The sequence below is a fragment of the Corynebacterium sp. AOP36-E1-14 genome, from assembly GCF_052377495.1.
GTDB lineage: Bacteria > Actinomycetota > Actinomycetes > Mycobacteriales > Mycobacteriaceae > Corynebacterium.
On record NZ_JBQSWV010000001.1, the window covers coordinates 1 to 19,582 of the forward strand.

A 19,582-nucleotide genomic window follows, 5' to 3' on the forward strand; every position below is an offset into this window, starting at 1 on the left:
TACCGACCATCGCCCGGTAGTTGGAGTCCTTGAACCTACCGGCGGAGAACAGTCCCTTGACCCCCGACTGGTTCACCGCGTACGTCAGCTCACGGGCACGGTACGTGGGGTTGATGCAGACCAGGATCGCACCGATCTCCGCGGTGGCGAACTGCAGGATGACCCACTCCCACCGGTTCGGTGACCACACCCCGATGCGGTCGCCCCTCCGGTATCCGGCGTTGTGCAGTCCTGACGCCAGCTTGAGCACCTTGCGGTGCAGTTCCTGGTAGCTGAGGTGGATGTCGCCGTAGAGGTCGATGAGTGCGTCTTTGTCCGGGAAGGCGGCGACCGTCCGGGCCAGGTTCTGGCCGATGGTCTCGTCGAGCAGGTGTGTGTCCGTCGGCCCCAGCGCGTGGGACAACGACGGGTCGATGTCGCCGGGGGAGGAAAGGAAAACGGGTGCCATGGGTTTCAGCTCCTGTGCTCGTGTGGTGGCTCGTGTGGTGGTTGTGTTGTGGTGGACGTACGGTTCAGGATCTCCTCTGCCTGGCGGAGCAGCGGTGCGTCGATCATCCTGCCGTCGACGGCGAAGGCACCGGAGTTGGCGGCGGCCCCGGCGACCACCCGGCGGGCCCACTCCTGTTGCTCCCGGGTGGGCCGGTACGCCTCCCGGATGACGGGGACGAGACCGGGGTGGATGGCGACGGTCGCCGAGAAACCGCTGGCCGCCGCGTCGACGGCCTCGGCCCCCGCACCGGTGGTGTCCGAGGTGTCGGCGTGGATCGAGTCGAGGGCGACGATGTTCGCCGCCGCTGCGTGCAGCAGGACCATCGAGCGGACGAGCCGCGGTACCTCCCGGTACCCTCCGGGACTTCCGGAGACGCCTCCACCAGTGGTGGGCAGTTCGTCCGCACCGTACCGTGAGGCGGTGCCGCCGAGGGCCGCCGTCAGGTCCTCGGCACCCCACATCAGGGCGTCCACCTGCGGATGGTCGGCGACGGAGGCCAGGGACAAGGCGCCTCTCGGCGTCTCGACGAGGGCGATGACCCGCCAAGCCTCCGCCTCGGGGAGGACGTCACGCAATGCCTCCACCGAGTCGGCGCCCTCGGTCTTCGGCAGCATCACCGTCCGGAAACCGGACGCGGCGACCGCGCGCACGTCCTCCCCGAAGTCGCCGGTGCCCGGCGGGTTGACCCGCACGACCGTGCGTGCCGGATCCAGTGTGCCCTCACGTCCGGCGGAGACGACGTTCCGTCGGGCGGTGGCACGGTTCTCCCTCCTGCACCCGTCCTCCAGGTCGAGGATGACGGCGTCCGACCGCTCGGCCGCGGTGGTGAAACGCTCCGGGCGGTCGGCCGGGGCGAAGAGCAGGGCCGGGCCGGGCGGGGCCCAGCGATCTACCGATTGCGTCATGACCCGGCCCCCTGCTCCCCTGGCTGTTCCGGCCGACGTCGCACCAGCGTGGATCGCACTGCGGTACACACGACGTCGCCGTGCTGGTTGCGCCCCACGTGCCGGAGTTCCACCACACCCTGGCCAGGTCGTGACTCCGAGACCCTGGTGGACATGCACGTGGTCTCGGCGTACAGGGTGTCTCCGTGGAACATGGGGGCCGGGAACGCCACGTCGGAGAAACCGAGGTTGGCCACGATCGTGCCGAGCGTCAGCTGGTTCACCGACAGGCCCACCACCGTGGACAGGGTGAACATCGAGTTCACCAGGCGCTCACCGCGGAAACCGTGCTGGGTCGACGCCCACGCCGCGTCGAGGTGGAGTGGCTGGGTGTTCATCGTCTGCGTGGTGAAGAAGGTGTTGTCCGCCTCCGTCACCGTCCGCCCCGGACGGTGCAGGTAGGTCGTGCCCTCACTGAACTCCTCCAGCCACAGGCCACGTTGTTCGACCGCGTTCATGACCTCCCCTTCCCGCTCTCCGGGCCCTCCAGGCCGAGCGACCGGGCGATGAGCATGAGCTGGACCTCCGTGGTGCCCTCACCGATCTCGAGGATCTTGGAGTCACGGTAGTGACGGGCCACGCGGGTCTCGTTCATGTAGCCGGCACCGCCGAACACCTGTGTCGCGTCGCGTGCATTGTCCATCGCCGCCTCAGCGGAGAGCATCTTCGCGATGGACGCCTCCCTGCTGAAGTCGGCACCGGTGAGCATCTTCCTCGCCGCAGACCTCCACGCCTGCCTCGCGGACCAGGCGCGTGCCTCCATCCGGGCGATCTTGAAGGAAATCCCCTGGTACTCCGCGATCGGCCGGCCGAAGGACGTCCGCTGCCTCGCATAGGACACGGCCTCGTCCACGCATCCCTGGGCCACGCCGGTCGCCAGTGCCGCGATCGCCACCCGCCCCTCGGCGAGGATGGAGAGGAACTGCGCGAATCCCCTGCCCCGGGTGCCGAGAAGATTGGCTTCCGGGACCCGGACGTCGTCGTAGCTCAGCGGGTGGGTGTCCGAACTGTTCCAACCAACCTTGTCGTAGGCGGGTTCCGCGGTGAACCCGGGTGTATCCGTGGGCACGATGATCGCCGAGAGTTCCTTCCTCCCGTCCTCGCGGGTGCCGGTCACCGCGGTCGTGGTGACCAGCGAGGTGATGTCAGTCCCGGAATTGGTGATGAACTGTTTCGACCCGTTGACCACCCAGTGACCGTCGTCGAGTTTCGCGGTGGTCGCCGTCCCGCCGGCATCCGATCCGGCACCCGGTTCGGTGAGACCGAATCCGGCGAGTGCCCGGCCCGCGACGAGGTCGGGAAGCCACCTCTCCTTCTGCGCCTCATCACCGAAGCGGTAGATCGGCATGGCTCCGAGAGAGCATCCGCCTTCAAGGGTGATGGCCACGGACTGGTCGACGCGGGCCAGCTCCTCGAGGGCGACTCCGAGCGCGAAGTAGTCGCCGCCCATGCCGCCGTACTCCTCGGAGAACGGCAGGCCGAAGAGTCCGAGGTCCCCCATCTGGGCGACGATGTCGTAGTCGAAGGTGTGGTTCCGGTAGTTGTCGGCGGACTTCGGGTCGACGACCTCGTTGGCGAACTCCTCGACCGTGCGACGCAGGTCAGCGAGTTCCGTGGAGAGTCCATCATCGGCGATGGAGGAACGTGTGGAAGATACAGACTGAGGAGACATGGTGCGTCCTTTCACGAGTGGTGTGGTTGTTCTGGTTCGGTGTCGGCGACGGCGGCCACAGTCGCCAGGACCGTGCCGGCGCCGACCTTGTCGCCCACGGCGCAACCGAGGCTCACGGTTCCGTCATGCGCTGCGGTCAGGCAGTGCTCCATCTTCATGGCCTCGAGCACGATCAGCGGTTGGCCCCCGGTCACCGTCGCGCCGTCCTGCACGGGCACGGCGACGACGGTGCCGGGCATGGGGCTGAGGACGTCGTCCTCCCCGCCTTGGAGGTCCACGGCGGAACTGGACAGGCCGAGGGGTTCGAAAACCCAGGTCCCCTCACTGCCGGAGACGGCGACCGACCGCCCACCCGCCGCGTCCAGCGGGACAGCCAGGTTCCTGCTCAACCAGCGACGGCCCGGCGCGATCTCCCCTCGCGGGGTCAGCACACGGTTCGTCTCGTCCTTCCCGGAACCCGGGTAGGTGGTGAGTGTGGCCTGCACCGGCCCATCTGCGGTCTGCTCCGGATCCACCGGGGTCTGCGTACAGGTCACCCGGTCGCCGTCCACGTCCAGGCGGACGTCGACGGGACCGGTACCGGGCACGGCGAGTCTGGTCCGGAAGGGTGCCGGTACCCCACCCAGCCTCCAGCCGTCGGCTTGTGCCCAGGCACGGTGCCGGCCAGACCTACCCTCCTCCTGCCTCGCCGAGTCCCGCAGCGCGAGCGCGGCGACCAGAACGGCCTCCCCGGGTGCCTGGCGTTCCGCAAAGTCGTCTGCGATGCGGTCGAGCAGTCCGGTGTCGAGCTCCCCGGTGCGAACCTTCGGATCCTCGAGGAGGTACCGGTTGAACTCGATGTTGGTGCCGGGCCCCACGATGAGAGTCCGTGCGAGAGCCTCGTCGAGGCGCTGCACCGCCTGGTCCCGGTCGGCACCGTGGGAGATGACCTTGGCGAGCATCGGGTCGTAGTCCGGGCTGACCTCCTGGCCTTCGACGACTCCTGCGTCGACGCGTACGCCGGGGCCGGTGGGCCAACGCAGGGAGGTGATCAGCCCGCCGGTGGGCAGGAAGCCGTTGGCGGGGTCCTCGGCGTACACCCTGGCCTCCACGGCATGTCCGGTCATCGTCACCTGTTCCTGAGTTATGGGCAGGTGCTCGCCCTGGGAAACCTTGATCTGCAGGTCCACCAGGTCGATGCCCGTCACCAGCTCCGTGACCGGGTGTTCCACCTGCAGCCGGGTGTTCATCTCCATGAAGAAGAAGGTGTCCGGCCTCGAGGCGGAGACGATGAACTCCACGGTTCCGGCACCCCGGTAGCCGCACGCCCGGGCGGCGTCGCAGGCCGCCTCGCCGATACGTGTCCGTGTCTGTGCGTCGAGCAACGTCGACGGCGCTTCCTCGATGACCTTCTGGTGGCGCCGTTGCAGCGAACACTCCCTCTCGCCGAGGTGGATCACGTTGCCGTGTGCGTCCGCCATGACCTGCACCTCGATGTGCCGTGGAGTCTCCACGTAGTGCTCGATGAACAGGGTGTCGTCGCCGAAAGTGGACGCCGCCTCCCGACGTGCCGTGGCGATGGCCCCCGGTAGTCCGTCCGGCTCCTCCACGACGTGCATGCCCTTGCCCCCGCCCCCGGCCGAGGGCTTGATGAGTACGGGGAACTCCACCCCGTCGCCTCCGTCGGCGCCGGTCACCCCGTCGACGAGCTGCTCGTCGGTGAGGCCGGGGCGCGAGATGCCGGGCACGGTCGGCACTCCCCTGGACTCGACGGTGGCCCTGGCGGTGATCTTGTCACCCATTTCCTCGATGGCCTCGGCGGACGGCCCGATGAAGACGATGCCGGCGTCCTCGCAGGCACGTGCGAAGTCCGCGTTCTCGGACAGGAACCCGTAACCGGGGTGGACGGCACCGGCGCCGGAGGCGGCGACGGCGGCGAGAACCCGGTCGATGTTGAGGTAAGACTCGGCGGCCGCGGCCGGGCCGAGCCGCACGGCCAGGTCCGCGGCACCCACGTGCGGGGCGGCCGCGTCGGCGTCGGAGTAGACGGCGACGGCGCGTAGCCCCGCGTCCTGGACCGAGCGTATGACCCGGCAGGCGATCTCGCCCCGGTTGGCGACAAGGACGGTGTCGAACATGTTCATTCTGCTTCCTCACATCCGGAATACGCCGAAGCCGGAACCGGCCTGGTCATCACGTGGGACCCGTGCACAGACGTCCAGGGCCATGGACAGGATGCGCCGGGTGTCGGCGGGGTCGATGACGCCGTCGTCCCAGAGGCGGGCGGTGCCGTACCAGCAGCTGGACTTCTCGTCGAACAGGTCCCGGATCGGTTGCTCAAACTCCGCACGGTCCGATTCAGACCATGTGTGTCCCTCGCGCTCCTGTTTCGCGGCACGCACGGTGGACAACGTCATGGCGGCCTGGGCCCCGCCCATCACCGAGACCTTGGCGTTCGGCCACGTCCAGAGGAACCTGGGTGAGTAGGCGCGACCGCACATGGCGTAGTTCCCGGCTCCGAATCCTCCGCCCGTGATCACGGTCAGCTTCGGTACGCTCGCCGTCGCCACGGCGGTGACCATCTTGGCGCCGTTCTTGGCGATGCCTCCCTGTTCATAGTCTTTGCCGACCATGAACCCGGTGGTGTTCTGGAGGAACAGCAGCGGTGTGCCCCGTTGTTCACACAGCTCGATGAAGTGGGCCGCCTTCACCGCCCCGTCTCCGAAGATGACGCCGTTGTTGGCGATGATCCCGACCCTGTGCCCCTCGATCCTGGCGAAGCAGGTGATCACGGAGTCGTCGTACTCTGCCTTGAACTCGTGGACGGAACCCGTGTCCGTCAGGATTTCAATGACCTGACGTGCGTCGTAGGGGGTCTTGAGGTCCGGCGGCACAATGTCGTAGAGGTCGGTCTGTGGCCGGCAGGACGTTGCGGTGCCGCGTTCGTCCGACGTTCCGGCGGGAGCGTCCGGCGGAAGGGTTGCGACGATGTCGCGGATTCGTTGGATGGCGTCCGCGTCGTCCGCGGCGAGATGGTCGGTGACTCCGGAGATCCTGGAGTGCATGGCACCGCCGCCGAGGTCCTCGGCACTCACGTCCTCCCCTGTCGCCGCCTTGACCAGCGGTGGGCCCGCGAGGAAGATCGTCCCCTGACCGTCGACGATGACCGCTTCATCGGAAATCGCCGGAACGTAGGCACCACCTGCAGTGCACGACCCCATCACAGCGGACAGCTGGGGGATCCCGTCAGCGGACATCCGGGCCTGGTTGTAGAAGATGCGTCCGAAGTGGTCCCGGTCCGGAAAGACCTCGTCCTGCTGGAGCAGCATCGCCCCGCCCGAGTCGACCAGGTAGATGCAGGGAAGCCGGTTCGCCTCCGCGATCTCCTGGGCACGTAGGTGCTTCTTGACCGTCACCGGGTAGTAGGTACCCCCTGACACGGTCGCGTCGTTCGCTGCGATGAGGCATAGCCGGCCTTCCACGAGTCCGACCCCGGCGACGATTCCGGCACCCGGCACCTTCCCGTCATACATGTCCTCCGCTGCCAGCGGTGCGATCTCCAGGAAAGGACTGCCGGGGTCCAGCAGGGAGTCGACACGGTCGCGGGGAAGCATCTTTCCCCGGTCCACGTGTCGTTGCCTCGCCCTCTCTCCCCCACCACGCCGAACCCGGGCAAGACGTTCTTCAAGATCGGTGACCATCGAACGGAGGTCAACGGTGTGCTCGGCGCGGTCGGGTGCTCCGGTTGGTGCCGTCATCATGTGGTCCTCTCCTCGCACCACGGAACTACTTCCGTTTTGCAATGCTCAGCATGTGGTTCTGAAGCACGACAGTATGTGATGCAGCACACAAAGTAAAGAGATCACCGACGATTCATTTCAAGGACCACGCCCCCACCGGCTATGTATCCCCAGGTAGAGCCAGGGATAGCGAATCATCAATGATGTGTTTCTGCGTTCCTCCGCACTTGTCCACCACGCCACACTGCTACCCTGTCCAGCAACACCCCAGACGTGGATGGACCAACGGAGGCGACATGTCGCACACCCCACAACAGGCCCGGAGCCGGGAGACACGCCGAAAACTCCTCGACTCCGCAATCTCGACGCTGTCCCACCACGGGGCCGCCGACACGACTGTCAGTGCGGTGGCTGTCGGGGCCGGCGTCTCCCGCGGCGCCGCCCAGCGACACTTCCCGACCCGCGACGTGCTGATCGAGGAAACGGTGGCGGAGTTCTACTCCAGGCTCACCCATCAACTTCGCCGGGCCGTCGCCGATCTCGGGACGCCCCCTGGCGGTTCACCGACCGTCGAGGTGATGGAACTCGTTTTCGACTCCTTCACCAGCGATTCGTTCCGCGCCGCCCTGCACGTGTGGTCCGCAGCAGCCGGATCAGAGGGTGACCTGCGCGAACTGATCGTGTCGGTCGATAGCCGGTATGCACGTGAGGTCCAGCAACTCATGGCCATCGCACTGGACGCCGACCTTCTCGACCCCCCGACCCGCGAGCTCCTGCGCATGACGGTCGACCTGGCGCGCGGCCTCGGCCTGGGCGCGGTCCTGGTCCACAACTCGGATCAGCGGCGCCGGACCGTCGACAGGTGGTCGTCAATCCTCGACGCCGGGCTGGCGCGAAACAACTGACCTGAGCGCTCGTGTCAGTCACCCTGTCGCAGCCCGTAGGTCAACACGGCGTTGCCCACGGAAGTCTTCGTGGCGTCCAGCAGACGTAGCCGGGTGACGGGCATCTCCGCGTCGAAGAGATGGCGACCCGTCCCCGCGAGGACGGGGTGGGTCGTGAGCGTGAGTTCGTCGATGACGCCAGCGAGGAACAACGTGCGTACCGTGGTGATCCCGCCGAGCACTGCGATGCCGCCGCCTTCGGAGTCCCGGAGGTCCTGGAGGTAGTCGACGGGGTCGCCGGTGATCAACGTGCTGTTCCACGGGAGCCCGTCGGGGTGCTCGTCCCCCAACGTCGAGGAGACGACGTGCTTGCGCACCGGGTTCACCCAGGCACCGAAGCCGTCCGTCTCGTCGCCGGCAACCTCCCCGGGCCAGTACTCGGACCACTGCCGCCACAACGTCGCCCCGATCACCACATCGGTGACCGGGGCGAGCAGGCCGTCCATGGCCTCCCCCTCCTCCGGGCCGAAGGCGTCGAACTGCCAGAGGTGGGGGTCCTCGACGACACCGTCGAGGGAATGGAAGAGGTGGGCGGTGGTCCTGCGGCTCATGGTGGGGTCCTCTCGAGGATGGACCCTCATCGTAGCCCCGTAACCGCGGAACCGCCCTGCACTCACTCAGTGCGCGAAGTGGCGCTCCCCGGTGAGGTACATCGTCACGCCTGCGGCGACCGCGGCGTCGATGACCTCCTGGTCACGCACCGACCCACCGGGCTGGACCACGGCACGCACCCCGGCCTCGGCCAGAGTCTCGAAACCGTCGGCGAAGGGGAAGAACGCGTCGGACGCGGCGACAGAGCCCTCGGAGCGACGCTCGTCGCCCGCCAGGGTGTTCGCCCGGTCCACGGCGATCTTCGCCGAATCCACGCGGTTGACCTGGCCCATGCCCACTCCCACGGTGGCACCGTCCTTGGCCAGCAGGATCGCGTTGGACTTCACCGCGCGCACCGCACGCCAGGCGAACTCCAGCTCGGCGAGGGTCGCGGCGTCCGCGGCCCCACCGGCGGCCAGCGTCCAGTTCGCCGGGTCGTCGCCGCGGGCGTCGACGAGGTCGCGCTCCTGCACCAGCACACCGCCGGAGATCTCGCGGTGCTCCACCGCACCCTCACGCACCGGCGGGGTGGTCTGCAGGATACGGATGTTCTTCTTGCGGCTCAGCACGTCCACGGCGCCGTCCTCGTAGCCGGGGGCCACGATGACCTCGGTGAAGATCCCGGCGACCTGCTTGGCCATCTCCACGGAGACCGGGCGGTTCACCGCGATGACTCCGCCGTAGGCCGAGACCGGGTCGCAGGCGTGGGCCGTGCGGTGGGCGGTGGCCACGTCGTCTGCCACGGCGATGCCGCACGGGTTCGCGTGCTTGATGATCGCCACGCAGGGACGCTCGTGGTCCCAGGCCGAACGCCAGGCGGCGTCGGCGTCGGTGTAGTTGTTGTAGCTCATGGCCTTGCCGTGGAACTGCTCGGCGTTGGCGAGCCCACCCTCCTGGCCCGGTGCGGTGTACACCGCGGCGGCCTGGTGCGGGTTCTCCCCGTAACGCAGCGAGTGCACACGCTCGTTGACCTGACCGATCCACTCCGGGAAGCGGGCGTCCTGCTCGTCCTCGGCGTCCTTCTCGACCTGCTCCGTCATCCAGGACGCCACGGCCACGTCGTAGGACGCGGTGTGCCGGAACGCCTCGGTGGCCAGCCGGGTACGGGCCTGGCGGGTGAACCCGCCGGCCTCCACGGCCGACAGCACGTCGCCGTAGGCGGCCGGGTCGACGACCACGGCCACGGACGGGTGGTTCTTCGCCGCGGCACGCACCATCGACGGGCCCCCGATGTCGATCTGCTCCACGCACGCGTCGAAGTCCGCGCCCGAGGCCACCGTGTCGGTGAACGGGTACAGGTTCACCACGACCAGGTCGAAGGGCTCCACACCCAGGTCCTTGAGCTGGGCCAGGTGGTCATCCTTACGGGTGTCGGCGAGGATGCCGGCGTGCACGCGCGGGTGCAGCGTCTTGACCCTGCCCTCGAGACACTCCGGGAACCCGGTGAGCTCCTCGACCCGCACCACGGGCACCCCGGCGTCCGCGATCTTCGCGGCGGTGGACCCGGTCGACACGATCTCCACCCCGGCACGGTGCAGACCCGTGGCGAGGTCCTCCAGCCCGGACTTGTCGTACACGCTGATCAGCGCGCGGCGGATGGGGCGGGTCGTTCCAGTCGTGGTTTCAGTCATTGATGCAGACCTTTCGTCCTTCGATGGTGTAACCGCTCTGCGCGGTCTGGTGGAGCACGTCGACGATCAGCGCCCGTTCGACGGTCTTGATCCGCTCGTGGAGCAACTCCACTGAATCGGCCCGGAGCACCGGCACAGCACGCTGGGCGATGATCGGTCCGGTGTCCACCCCGTCGTCGACGACGTGGACGGTCGATCCGGTGAGTGCGACGCCGTAGGCCAGGGCGTCCTCCACGGCATGGGCGCCGGGGAAGGACGGCAGCAGCGCCGGGTGCGTGTTGATGATCCGCCCCCGGAACCGCTCGACCACCGGCGCGCCGAGGATGCGCATGAACCCCGCGCTGACGACGACGTCCGGCGTGTAGGCGGCGATCTCGGACGCCAGGCGTTCATTCCACCCCGCACGGTCGTAGCCGCTGACCCGCTCCGGGTTGTAGTCCACCCGGAAGGAGGGGACGCCGGCCTGCGCGGCACGCTCCTCGGCGGCGCACGGCCGATCGACCCCCACCGCCACGACCTCGACGCCTTCGCCGAGGTCGTCGAGCATCGACTGCAGCAGTGTCCCGGTTCCCGAGGCCAGGACAACGACGCGCAGGACGTCCCCCGCGCGCTGCACCGTGCGGCGGACCGCTGCCGGGTCTGCCGGGACTGCTGACTCACTCACGATGTGCCAGCTTACTGTGTCCTACCGTCTTCCTCGACGTCGGTGTCCCCGGGGTCCTCCCCTGGGTCCTCTTCAGTGTCCCCTTCGGGCTCTGCTTCGGGCTCGGCTTCCGGCTCGGCTTCCGGCTCGTCGGCGGGCTCATCCGCCTGCTCAGACTCCTCGGCGTCGGCGTCGTCCTCGACGTCTTCAGGCTCGTCGGCGACCCCGTCGGCGACCCCGTCGGCGTCCTCGTCGGCGTCCTCGTCGTCCTGCTCGTCGGCGTCCTCGGGCTCGGACTCGTCGGCCGCTTCCTCAGCCTCGGGCTCCTCCGTCTCGGCCTCTGGCTCGAACTCGGGCTCGTCGTCCTCGCCGGCGGTCTCCATGACCCGCGCGCCCTTCCGCGACACCCAGCCCAGCACCAGCAGTGCCGGAACCAGCAGCCAGCAGGCGAAGACCAGCGGGGTGAGCCACAGCAACGGTCCGGCCGACCCGTAGACACCCAGCGTGCCCCCGGCCGCCAGACTCACCAGCAGACCCAGGACCCCGGCGCAGACACCCGCCCCCACGGCGGTGAACACCGGGGACTCCACGAAGGAGCGCACCGTGAAGAAGCGATAGACGATCACCAGCGCGATCGCCGCGGGCACCACGAGCAGCGCCTCGCCGAACGGCAGGTCGGAGTGGGGCATGGCGGCGAGCACCGGCAGCGGCGGCAGGTTCGCGTTCGTCACCGCGAACAACGACGCCGAGGCGTCGCCGACATGCATCTCGCTGCCCGTCAGCACCGCCGCCCCGCCGACCGCCAGGTTCGGGAGGTAGAGGACGGAGAGCACCGTCAGGCCGATCTTGCCCCAGGCGTCCGGCGCGATCGAGTAGGCGTCGGAGAGCATCGACAGGTTGAACAGGAGCTGGACCAGCGTGGCCACCAGTCCGGCGACCAGGACCCACCGCACGAAACTGCCGGCCAGACGCACCGACTCCACCGGCCACGTCGGCAGACCGCGACGCAGCAGCAGCGCCCGCCAGATCTTCGGCCCCAGCCCCAGGACGAAGATGAAGCCGTTGAGCAGGCCCGTCGACAGCAACGCGACGAAGATATTCGGCGGCGAGATGGCGAACACGTGCGAGGCGTCCCACAGCACCAGCCACGCGAGGCAGGTCAGCACCATCGGCACGACCACCGCGAGGGAGGCGAAGACCCTGATGTTGCGCACCGTGATCTGCGTCCCGCAGGTCGCCCGGATCCGACGGGAGTGCACCAGCACGATCAACGCCGCGGGCAGCAACGGCACGATGCCGAGCTGCGCGCCGGTGAACCCCACCGGCGCCAGGTTGGCGACCATCCAGAACGAACCGACCATCGCGGGCACCGCGGTGAAGGTCTCGCCCACCCCGACCACCACGGCCAGGGCGATGGCGATCGCCAGCGTCACCGCATGGCTTACCAGTACCGTCGGGGCGAAGCGGCGGATGTGCGGGCCCCACAGGGCCCACCACCGTGCCAGCCGGCCGCCGGAGGTGCCCTCCGCGCCGGTCGGCGCCGGGCGTGCGGCGTCCTCACCCGGGCGTTCGGTCGCAGGACGCTGCGAGGCGCCGGTCGAGCGCGACGCGACGCGCCCGTTCTCGCCCGCGACGAACCGCTCCGTCCCCGTTCCGCTCGCGCCACGGGCCGTACCGCGGCGTCGAGCGTCCGGGCCACGTCGTGTGCCACGACGGGGCCCCTGTCGTCTCGACGTCGGTCGCTGGGATTCACTACTCACCCGTCCCATTGTGCACAACGTCGGCGCCCTCCCCCGGGAAGGCACGCCCACCTGCGAGCGTTACATCACACCTACCCCCGTCACACCCGTCACACGGTGGCCGTGACCTGACCGTTACCAAATAACGCCCCGATCAACCCCCCTCAACCCACCTACCCACCGATATAGATTCGTGACCTTTTTGGCGAAGTGGCTTGCCCGAGGAGGTCCATGCCGATAGAGTTGCGACTCGTTGATAACGATCCGGTCACGATTTGGGACCGATCAGATGACGGCAAGGCTATGAAGCCGTAAAGCCCTGAGGCTGCACGACTGCAAGACTACGGAGAGGTACACAGACTGATGACTGACGCACGGCGAGGCGGAGCCCACCGCAAGCTGGACACCGCTGCAAAGCGCCGCATGGCGTTCGTTGCGATCGCCGCCACCGGCGTCGCCGCTGCAGGAGCCACCGGAGCAGGCGCCGCCACCGTGCACCAGTCCGCAGACCAGGACGGCCAGGGTAACGGCGACATCTCGCTCGCCGCCAACACCGAGGTCCTCGCGCAGGGTGCCGACGGAAGCTCCGCCGGTGCCGACGTCGAGACCGCCGCCGCCCAGATCCTCGCACTGCCGCAGAACACGCAGATCGAGAACCTCTCGGCCCAGCTCTCCAGCGCCCTGGAGTTCGACGCCGAGCGCGCCGCCGAGGACCTCCTCTCCCGCGCACCCGAGGTCGTCAAGCCCGCCGAGGGCAGCTACACCTCCCCCTTCGCCATGCGCTGGGGCACCATGCACAAGGGCATCGACATCGCCAACGCCATCGGCACCCCGATCGTCGCCGCCATGGCCGGCACCGTGATCGACGCCGGCCCGGCCTCCGGCTTCGGCAACTGGGTCCGCGTGAAGCACGAGGACGGCACCATCACCGTCTACGGCCACATGTCCACCATCGACGTCACCGTGGGCCAGCAGGTCCAGGCCGGCCAGAAGATCGCCGGCGTCGGCAACGAGGGCTTCTCCACCGGCCCGCACGTGCACTTCGAGGTCTACCCCACCGAGGGCAACGCCGTGGACCCCGTGCCGTGGCTGCGTGAGCGCGGCGTCGAGATCTAGGACCCGCCCACACTTTCACCGGGACACGAAAAACCCGCTGCAGGACCACCCTCTCCGGTCCGGCAGCGGGTTTTCCCGTGCGCTGTCCCCTACAGCTTCTCCATCGGCACCCCGCCGATGAGCATGAGCCGCACCGTGCCGTTGGTGCCGAAGTCGATCGTCACCGTGGCCTTCACACCCTTGCCGTCGACGCTCTTGACCGTGCCGAGACCGTACTTGTCGTGGTTGACCCGGTCACCGACCTCCAGCTCCAGCGGCTTGCCCGCCGGACGCAGCAGCCCGCCGCCACGCGACGGCGACGACGAGGCACCCGACGAACGCTGGGACGACTTCTGGAACGACTTCTGGGAACCGCCCCGGGAACCGGACCAGCCGCCACCGCCGAAGCTCGTGCCGTCGGCGTAGCCACCGGAGGAACCCCAGCCGTCCGACCAGGCCGGTGCGGGCTCCTCACGGATCCAGTCGACGAGTTCGCCGGGGATCTCGGCGAGGAACCGCGACGGCGGATTGTTCTGCGGGGTGCCCCAGCTCGACCGCGTCATCGCACGCGTCAGGTACAGGCGCTGACGGGCACGGGTGATACCGACGTAGGCCAACCGCCGCTCCTCCGACAGTTCCGTCGGGTCACCGAGGGCGCGCATGTGCGGGAACTGGCCGTCCTCCCAGCCGATGAGGAAGACCACCGGGAACTCCAGGCCCTTGGCGGTGTGCAGGGTCATCAGGGTGACCATGTCCTGGTCCTCGGCGGGGATCTGGTCGGCGTCGGCGACCAGGCTGACCCGCTCCAGGAAGGCCTGCAGGCTCCCCGGCTCCGGCTCGCCCTCGGCGAGCACGGCGTCCTCCGCTGCGTTCTCCGCAGCGCCGTCAGCAGCACCCTCCGCCTGCGCGGAAGAAGCCTCCGACGGCATCGCCTCGTAGGCGGCGAGGTTCGCCGCCTCCTGGGAGAACTCGTGGCCCACGGACACCAGCTCGTTGATGTTGTCCAGGCGGGTGCCGTCCTGCGGGTCATTGGAGGACTCCAGCTCGGAGGCGTAGGAGGTGAAGTCCAGCACCGCGCGCACGACTGCGCCGACGTCCGGGATGCCCAACGACTCCCCGTCGGAGGTGCGCATCACCGCCGACTCCGTCTCGGTGCGCAGCCCGTCCATCATCTCCAGGAAGCCGGCGATGGCGTTGCGCCCGCGCGCGCTGAGACCCGGCACCTCGCCACGTCCGGCGGCGGCGAGCCCGGCGGCGAAGCTCAGCCCCATGTTCTCGGCGTGCACCCGGACCTGGGACAGCGCCCGGTCACCGATACCCCGGCGCGGGGTGTTGATGATGCGGCGCAGGCCCATCGTGTCGTCCGGGTTGTCGAGCACCTTGAGGTAGGCGACGATGTCGCGGATCTCCTTGCGCTCGTAGAACCGGGTGCCGCCGACGACCTTGTACGGCAACCCCGAGCGCACGAGCACGTCCTCCACCACACGCGAGGAGTTGTTCGTCCGGTACATCACGGCGATGTCGCCGTAGGTCGCGTCGCCCCGGTCGACGAGCTCGTCGACGGTCTGGGCGATGAACCTGGCCTCGTCGTGCTCGTTGTCGGCGACGTACCCGCCGATCAACGCGCCGTCGCCGGAGTCCGTCCACAGGTTCTTGTCACGACGGCCCTGGTTCCTGGCGATCACCGAGTTCGCCGCCGACAGGATGTTCTGCGTGGAGCGGTAGTTCTGCTCCAGCAGGATCGTGCGCGCGTGCGGGTAGTCGCGCTCGAACTCCTCGATGTTGCGCACCGTGGCCCCGCGGAAGGCGTAGATCGACTGGTCCGCGTCGCCGACCACGCACAGCTCGGCGGGCTCGGCACCGGGTGCCGCGCCGTCCCCGTCCCCGCCGACGAGGGTGGACACCAGCACGTACTGCGCGTGGTTGGTGTCCTGGTACTCATCGACGAGGATGTGGCGGAAGCGCCGCCGGTAGTGGTCGGCGATACCGCCGTTGTTGCGCAGCAGGCCCACGACCTCACCGATGAGGTCGTCGAAGTCCACGGCGTTGGCCTGCCGCAGACGCACCTGGTAATCCCGGTACACCTGGGCGATGGTCTCCCGGTGCCGGTTGCCGTCCTCCTGCGCCTCGGTGAGTGCGTCCTGCGGGTCCTGCAGTTCGTTCTTCCAGTTGGAGATCACGCTGAGCACCGCACGCGGGGCGAACTCCTTGGCGTCCAGGCTGCGGTCGCGCAGGATCATGGTGACCAGACGCTTCATGTCGTCGGAGTCGTAGATCGTGAAGTTCGAGTTCAACCCCTCGACCAGCTGGGCGTTGGCGCGCAGGATGCGCACGCACACCGAGTGGAAGGTCGACACCCACATACGTTCGGCCGTCGGGCCGACGAGTCCGCCGATGCGCTCGCGCATCTCCGCGGCCGCCTTGTTGGTGAAGGTGATCGCCAGGACCTGCCACGGGGCTACCCCACCGGCCAGCAGCCAGGCGATACGCCGGGTGAGCACACTGGTCTTTCCGGAACCGGCGCCGGCGACGATGAGCAACGGCGAGCCGGTGTGCGTGACCGCCTCACGCTGCGCGGGGTTCAACCCGTCCAGCAGCTGGTCGCGGGTCTGGGTGCTCATCACCCGCCCCGGTGCCGCCCCGTCGACCGACGGATCACGCGGTGCTGCGGCGACCTGCGGCAGGGGCGCGAGGTGGGAAGCGTTCTCCGACATCTCGGCGAGCAACGCGGCGGCGTCCTCCGGCGGGCCGTCCTCCTCGTCCGGCGGCGGCTCCCACAGGCCGTCCTGACCGTCCCACGGCCCGGGCGGCGGCTCCGTGGGCAGCGGGATCTGATCGAAGGGGTCGGACTGGCCCGGATTCACTGTCGCGTTCTCCTGTCGGTTGGGGTCACGTTCACCCTACAACCCCGCACGGACGTAGAATCGCCACCATGACAAACGACATGGAGTTCTCCAGCGGGACCGATGATCCGTTGTCCGACGCCCAGATCCAGGACTACCGCAAGGAGATCAACGAACTGGACCGGACGATCATCGAGGCGGTCAAGCGCCGCTCGGAGATCTCGAAGATCATCGGCCGCACCCGCACCGCCTCCGGCGGGACGAAGCTCGTCTACTCCCGTGAGACGGCGATCCTCAACCAGTTCCGTGCCGAGCTCGGACCTGAGGGCATCGCCATCGCGAACTCCCTGCTCCAGCTCGGCCGAGGCCGGCTCGGCGCCTGATCAAACCAGCCTGATCAGCCCAGACGCAGCCCGGCGCCGACCCCGCCGGCGGCGTCCATCTCGGCGGCGACGGCGTCCCAGCTGCTCGCCACGACCGGTGAGTGCATGGGGCCCTGCAGCGGGGTGGTGCAGGACGGCAGTCCGGCGAACCCGCCGCTGAGCAGGCCGACCAGCCGGCCACCGGCGTACACCGGTGCGCCGGAGTCTCCGTGGGAGGCGCAGACGTGCATCACGAAACCGGTGTCCGAGGTCGCGAACTGCGGCCCGCAGGACGTGCCGGTGGCGATGCCCGTCTTGCACACCTGCGCGCCCGCCGCCGGCTGGCCGCCGCCGAGGGCGCTGATGGACGCGGCGTTGTAGCTGCTCGTCACCTGCGCACTGTCGTTGAGCAGGATGACGCCGTTGTCCATGGCCCCGTTGCGCTGGAAGGTGCCGACGACGGTGCCCTCCGGGTCGTCGGCGGAGCGCACCTCGTCCCCGGGCGTCCCGCAGTGCCCGGCGGTGACCGCGACGGCGTTGCCCGCGGCATCGTGGCCGGCGACGGTGGCCGTGCACAGCGACGGGCCGACGATCAGCGGGGTGGACGGGCCGACGAGGACGGCCGGGCGGGCGTCCTGCGCGGCGGCGGGCACCCCCGGGGAGGTGAAGTACTGGCCCTGCACCCGGTGCGGGGCGGGCTCACCGGTGGCGGTGAGGACGTCGTCGACGACCTCACCCACCGAGGGGAGTGCAGGTAGCGCCGGTAGAGCCGGCGCGGCAGAGGCGGCCGGGGCCACGAGGCTGCCGATCAGGACGGTGGCTGCGGTGGTCGCCGCGGCGACCGCCAGCCGGCGGAGGATCGAGAGGGTCATGTCGGTCACTTCTTCCCAGCCGAGCGGCGCGGCCATGGTCACTCGTGGCCGGACACGTGAGGATACTTTCTCCCGCCACCCTATCCTCCCGGGTGAGCACCCGGCCCGGTGACGCAGCACACCGCGCCCCTACCTCACCCCCGCGACCACCCCGGCGTGCCTGTTTGTGACCGGGCGGGACAGAAAACGGTATTCACATGACCATATAACCACCTATTCCCCACCATATCGCCATTGACTTCCCACACGTTCCCACAGATACTGGGGACATGTACGCGCCACAGCGCCAGGACGTCATCGCCGGTCAGATCCAGGACCTCGGCGGTGCCTCCGTGTCCGAGCTCGCCGAACGCTACGGCGTCTCGGCCGAGACGGTCCGCCGGGACCTCGACACGCTCGAACGCCAGCAGCGGGTCACCCGCGTCCACGGCGGTGCCGTCCCGTTCCGCGTCCACAGCGGCAACGAGCACACCGTCGCCACCCGCGCCACGTCCTCGAAGGACGCCAAGGTGCGCATCGCCGCCGCGGCCGCCGGGCACTTCCCGCCGTCCGGCGGCTCCGTCCTCGTCGACTCGGGGACGACGACCGCCCTGCTGTGCCAGCACCTCGCCGAGCGCACCGACCTCACCGTGGTCACCAACTCCGTCCTGCTGTCCTACGAGCTCTCGCTGCAGGGCCCGACCACCGACGGCCGTCGGCTGCACCTCGTCGGCGGGCGGGTGCGTGGCATCACCCAGTCCGTCGTGGGGGCGGAGTCGGTGTCCGGGCTGCGTGGCCTGCGCGCCGACGTCGCCTTCCTCGGCGCCAACGGCGTCACCACCGACTTCGGCTTCTCCACCCCGGACCCGTCCGAGGCGCAGACCAAGGCGGCGATGACCGGTGCCGCGCGAAGACGCATCGCCCTGGTCGACCGGTCGAAACTCGGAGAGGAACTGCTCTGTGCCTTCGCCACCGTCGACGACGTCGACCTCCTCATCACCGACGCACCCCCGGACGACCCCGTCGTCAGGGGACTCCGACAACAAGGAATGGACGTGATTCACACGTGATCATCACCGTCACACCCAACCCCAGCATCGACCGCACCCAGCGGCTCCCCGGCCCGCTGGACGTCGGCGGGGTCAACCGGGTCGTCTCCGGGACCGACCAGGCCGGCGGTAAGGGCGTCAACGTGGCCACCGTCGTCCACCACGCCGGTGAGGACGTGGTGGCCGTGGTCCCCGCCGAGCACCACGGCGACTTCGCCGACCTGGTGCGTGCCGGCGACGTCCCGGTGCGTTTCGTCGGCGGCGGCGCGGTGCGGGTGAACCTCACCCTCACCGACGGTGAGGGGGTCACCACCAAGATCAACTCCCCCGGCGACGCGTCCGCCGACGGCCGTTCCCTCACCGACGCCGTGGACCAGACCATGTCGGAGGTCACCGGGCGCGGGGTCAGCGGGCCGCACTGGCTCGTGCTCGCCGGCTCCCTGCCGCCCGGATTCCCCGACGACTGGTACGCGCGCATGACCGCCACCGCCCACGAGCAGGGTTTCCGTGTGGCCGTCGACACCTCCGACGCCGCCCTGGCCGCGCTGGTCGACCTGTCGGACCGCAACCCGGCCGCCGCGCCCGACCTGATCAAGCCGAACTCCCACGAGCTCGCGCAGATCGTCGGCGGCGACGGTGACGCCATGGAAGACGCCGCGGCCGGCGGCGACCTCACCGCCGTCACCGCCGCAGCGTCCTCCCTGCTCGACCGCGGTTTCGGCGCCGCGCTGATCTCCCTGGGCGCCGCCGGCGCACTGCTGGTCACCCGCGACGGCGACAGCGGCGCCTGGTTCTGCCCCAGCCCGAAGGTGTCCGCGGTCTCGACCGTCGGCGCCGGGGACTCCACCCTCGCCGGCTACGTCATCGGCGCCGCCCGTGAGCAGGACGCCCCGGCCAGGCTCGCCCTCGCCGTCGCGCACGGCTCCACCGCCGTCACCCTGCCGGGCACCACCCTGCCCACGCCCGACGACCTCCCGTCCGACCTTCCCGAATCAAGGAGAGTATGACA

At 69.2% G+C, this 19,582-nt stretch carries 17 protein-coding genes; 5 read left to right on the plus strand and 12 right to left on the minus strand.

The genetic code is table 11. The features are described 5' to 3' along the window. The 6 genes from ACT3TD_RS00005 to ACT3TD_RS00030 form a co-directional block, all read right to left on the minus strand. Positions 1 to 448, minus strand: a 448-nt coding sequence (locus ACT3TD_RS00005) for an AMP-binding protein (RefSeq protein ID WP_444637929.1), incomplete at its 3' end; no start/stop codon positions are given. Between the two features lie 5 nt (positions 449 to 453). Next, positions 454 to 1,395 carry an HpcH/HpaI aldolase/citrate lyase family protein gene (locus ACT3TD_RS00010; RefSeq protein WP_441579358.1) on the minus strand — a complete coding sequence of 314 codons (942 nt, stop codon included), beginning with the start codon at positions 1,393 to 1,395 and terminating at the stop codon, positions 454 to 456. Then, on the minus strand, positions 1,392 to 1,892 hold the full coding sequence (locus tag ACT3TD_RS00015) for a MaoC family dehydratase (RefSeq protein WP_444614715.1): 501 nt from the start codon (positions 1,890 to 1,892) through the stop codon (positions 1,392 to 1,394). Before ACT3TD_RS00015 ends, ACT3TD_RS00010 begins: the two co-directional genes overlap by 4 nt. Further along, on the minus strand, positions 1,889 to 3,106 hold the full coding sequence (locus tag ACT3TD_RS00020) for an acyl-CoA dehydrogenase family protein (RefSeq protein ID WP_441579357.1): 1,218 nt from the start codon (positions 3,104 to 3,106) through the stop codon (positions 1,889 to 1,891). The genes ACT3TD_RS00015 and ACT3TD_RS00020 overlap by 4 nt, the downstream gene beginning before the upstream one ends. An 11-nt stretch (positions 3,107 to 3,117) precedes the next feature. Then, positions 3,118 to 5,223 (minus strand): acetyl/propionyl/methylcrotonyl-CoA carboxylase subunit alpha, encoded by a 2,106-nt coding sequence (locus ACT3TD_RS00025; protein ID WP_444614746.1) that lies wholly within the window; start codon positions 5,221 to 5,223, stop codon positions 3,118 to 3,120. A gap of 15 nt (positions 5,224 to 5,238) precedes the next feature. Continuing rightward, complete coding sequence (locus tag ACT3TD_RS00030; protein ID WP_441579356.1) at positions 5,239 to 6,843, minus strand: carboxyl transferase domain-containing protein; 1,605 nt, start codon at positions 6,841 to 6,843, stop codon at positions 5,239 to 5,241. A 278-nt stretch (positions 6,844 to 7,121) separates the two neighbouring features. On the opposite strand from ACT3TD_RS00030, the gene ACT3TD_RS00035 reads away from it, so the two are divergent. Beyond that, entirely contained in the window at positions 7,122 to 7,730 is a 609-nt protein-coding gene (locus tag ACT3TD_RS00035) for a TetR/AcrR family transcriptional regulator (protein ID WP_444614716.1), read from the plus strand. A 14-nt stretch (positions 7,731 to 7,744) separates the two neighbouring features. On the opposite strand, the gene ACT3TD_RS00040 is transcribed toward ACT3TD_RS00035, so the two are convergent. The 4 genes from ACT3TD_RS00040 to ACT3TD_RS00055 all read right to left on the minus strand — a co-directional run bounded on the left by ACT3TD_RS00040 (position 7,745) and on the right by ACT3TD_RS00055 (position 12,403). Then, positions 7,745 to 8,320: a dihydrofolate reductase family protein gene (locus ACT3TD_RS00040; protein WP_441579355.1), complete on the minus strand. Its 576-nt coding sequence runs from the start codon at positions 8,318 to 8,320 to the stop codon at positions 7,745 to 7,747. 66 nt (positions 8,321 to 8,386) lie between these two features. Continuing rightward, complete coding sequence (gene purH / locus ACT3TD_RS00045; protein WP_444614717.1) at positions 8,387 to 9,991, minus strand: bifunctional phosphoribosylaminoimidazolecarboxamide formyltransferase/IMP cyclohydrolase; 1,605 nt, start codon at positions 9,989 to 9,991, stop codon at positions 8,387 to 8,389. Continuing rightward, complete coding sequence (purN, locus tag ACT3TD_RS00050; RefSeq protein WP_301442785.1) at positions 9,984 to 10,586, minus strand: phosphoribosylglycinamide formyltransferase; 603 nt, start codon at positions 10,584 to 10,586, stop codon at positions 9,984 to 9,986. The genes purH and purN overlap by 8 nt, the downstream gene beginning before the upstream one ends. A gap of 80 nt (positions 10,587 to 10,666) precedes the next feature. Next, positions 10,667 to 12,403, minus strand: a complete 1,737-nt coding sequence (locus ACT3TD_RS00055; RefSeq protein ID WP_444614718.1) for a cell division protein PerM — start codon at positions 12,401 to 12,403, stop codon at positions 10,667 to 10,669. 333 nt (positions 12,404 to 12,736) lie between these two features. Here ACT3TD_RS00055 and ACT3TD_RS00060 point away from each other — a divergent pair, with 333 nt between their 5' ends. After that, positions 12,737 to 13,489, plus strand: coding sequence for a M23 family metallopeptidase (locus tag ACT3TD_RS00060; RefSeq protein WP_301443702.1), 753 nt, complete (start codon positions 12,737 to 12,739; stop codon positions 13,487 to 13,489). 89 nt (positions 13,490 to 13,578) lie between these two features. Here the strand turns inward: ACT3TD_RS00060 and ACT3TD_RS00065 are convergent, their stop codons facing one another. Then, positions 13,579 to 16,089 carry a UvrD-helicase domain-containing protein gene (locus tag ACT3TD_RS00065; protein ID WP_444614747.1) on the minus strand — a complete coding sequence of 837 codons (2,511 nt, stop codon included), beginning with the start codon at positions 16,087 to 16,089 and terminating at the stop codon, positions 13,579 to 13,581. A gap of 311 nt (positions 16,090 to 16,400) precedes the next feature. On the opposite strand from ACT3TD_RS00065, the gene ACT3TD_RS00070 reads away from it, so the two are divergent. After that, complete coding sequence (locus tag ACT3TD_RS00070) at positions 16,401 to 16,694, plus strand: chorismate mutase (RefSeq protein ID WP_441579352.1); 294 nt, start codon at positions 16,401 to 16,403, stop codon at positions 16,692 to 16,694. A 14-nt stretch (positions 16,695 to 16,708) separates the two neighbouring features. Here the strand turns inward: ACT3TD_RS00070 and ACT3TD_RS00075 are convergent, their stop codons facing one another. After that, positions 16,709 to 17,545, minus strand: a complete 837-nt coding sequence (locus tag ACT3TD_RS00075) for a S1 family peptidase (protein ID WP_444614719.1) — start codon at positions 17,543 to 17,545, stop codon at positions 16,709 to 16,711. Between the two features lie 269 nt (positions 17,546 to 17,814). On the opposite strand from ACT3TD_RS00075, the gene ACT3TD_RS00080 reads away from it, so the two are divergent. After that, a complete protein-coding gene (locus tag ACT3TD_RS00080) occupies positions 17,815 to 18,594 on the plus strand; it encodes a DeoR/GlpR family DNA-binding transcription regulator (RefSeq protein ID WP_301443928.1) in 780 nt (259 codons plus the stop codon). Next, the gene (locus ACT3TD_RS00085) at positions 18,591 to 19,580 is read left to right on the plus strand and encodes a 1-phosphofructokinase family hexose kinase (protein ID WP_301443929.1); all 990 of its coding nucleotides are present in this window, start codon (positions 18,591 to 18,593) and stop codon (positions 19,578 to 19,580) included. Before ACT3TD_RS00080 ends, ACT3TD_RS00085 begins: the two co-directional genes overlap by 4 nt. Positions 19,581 to 19,582: the final 2 nt, after the last annotated feature.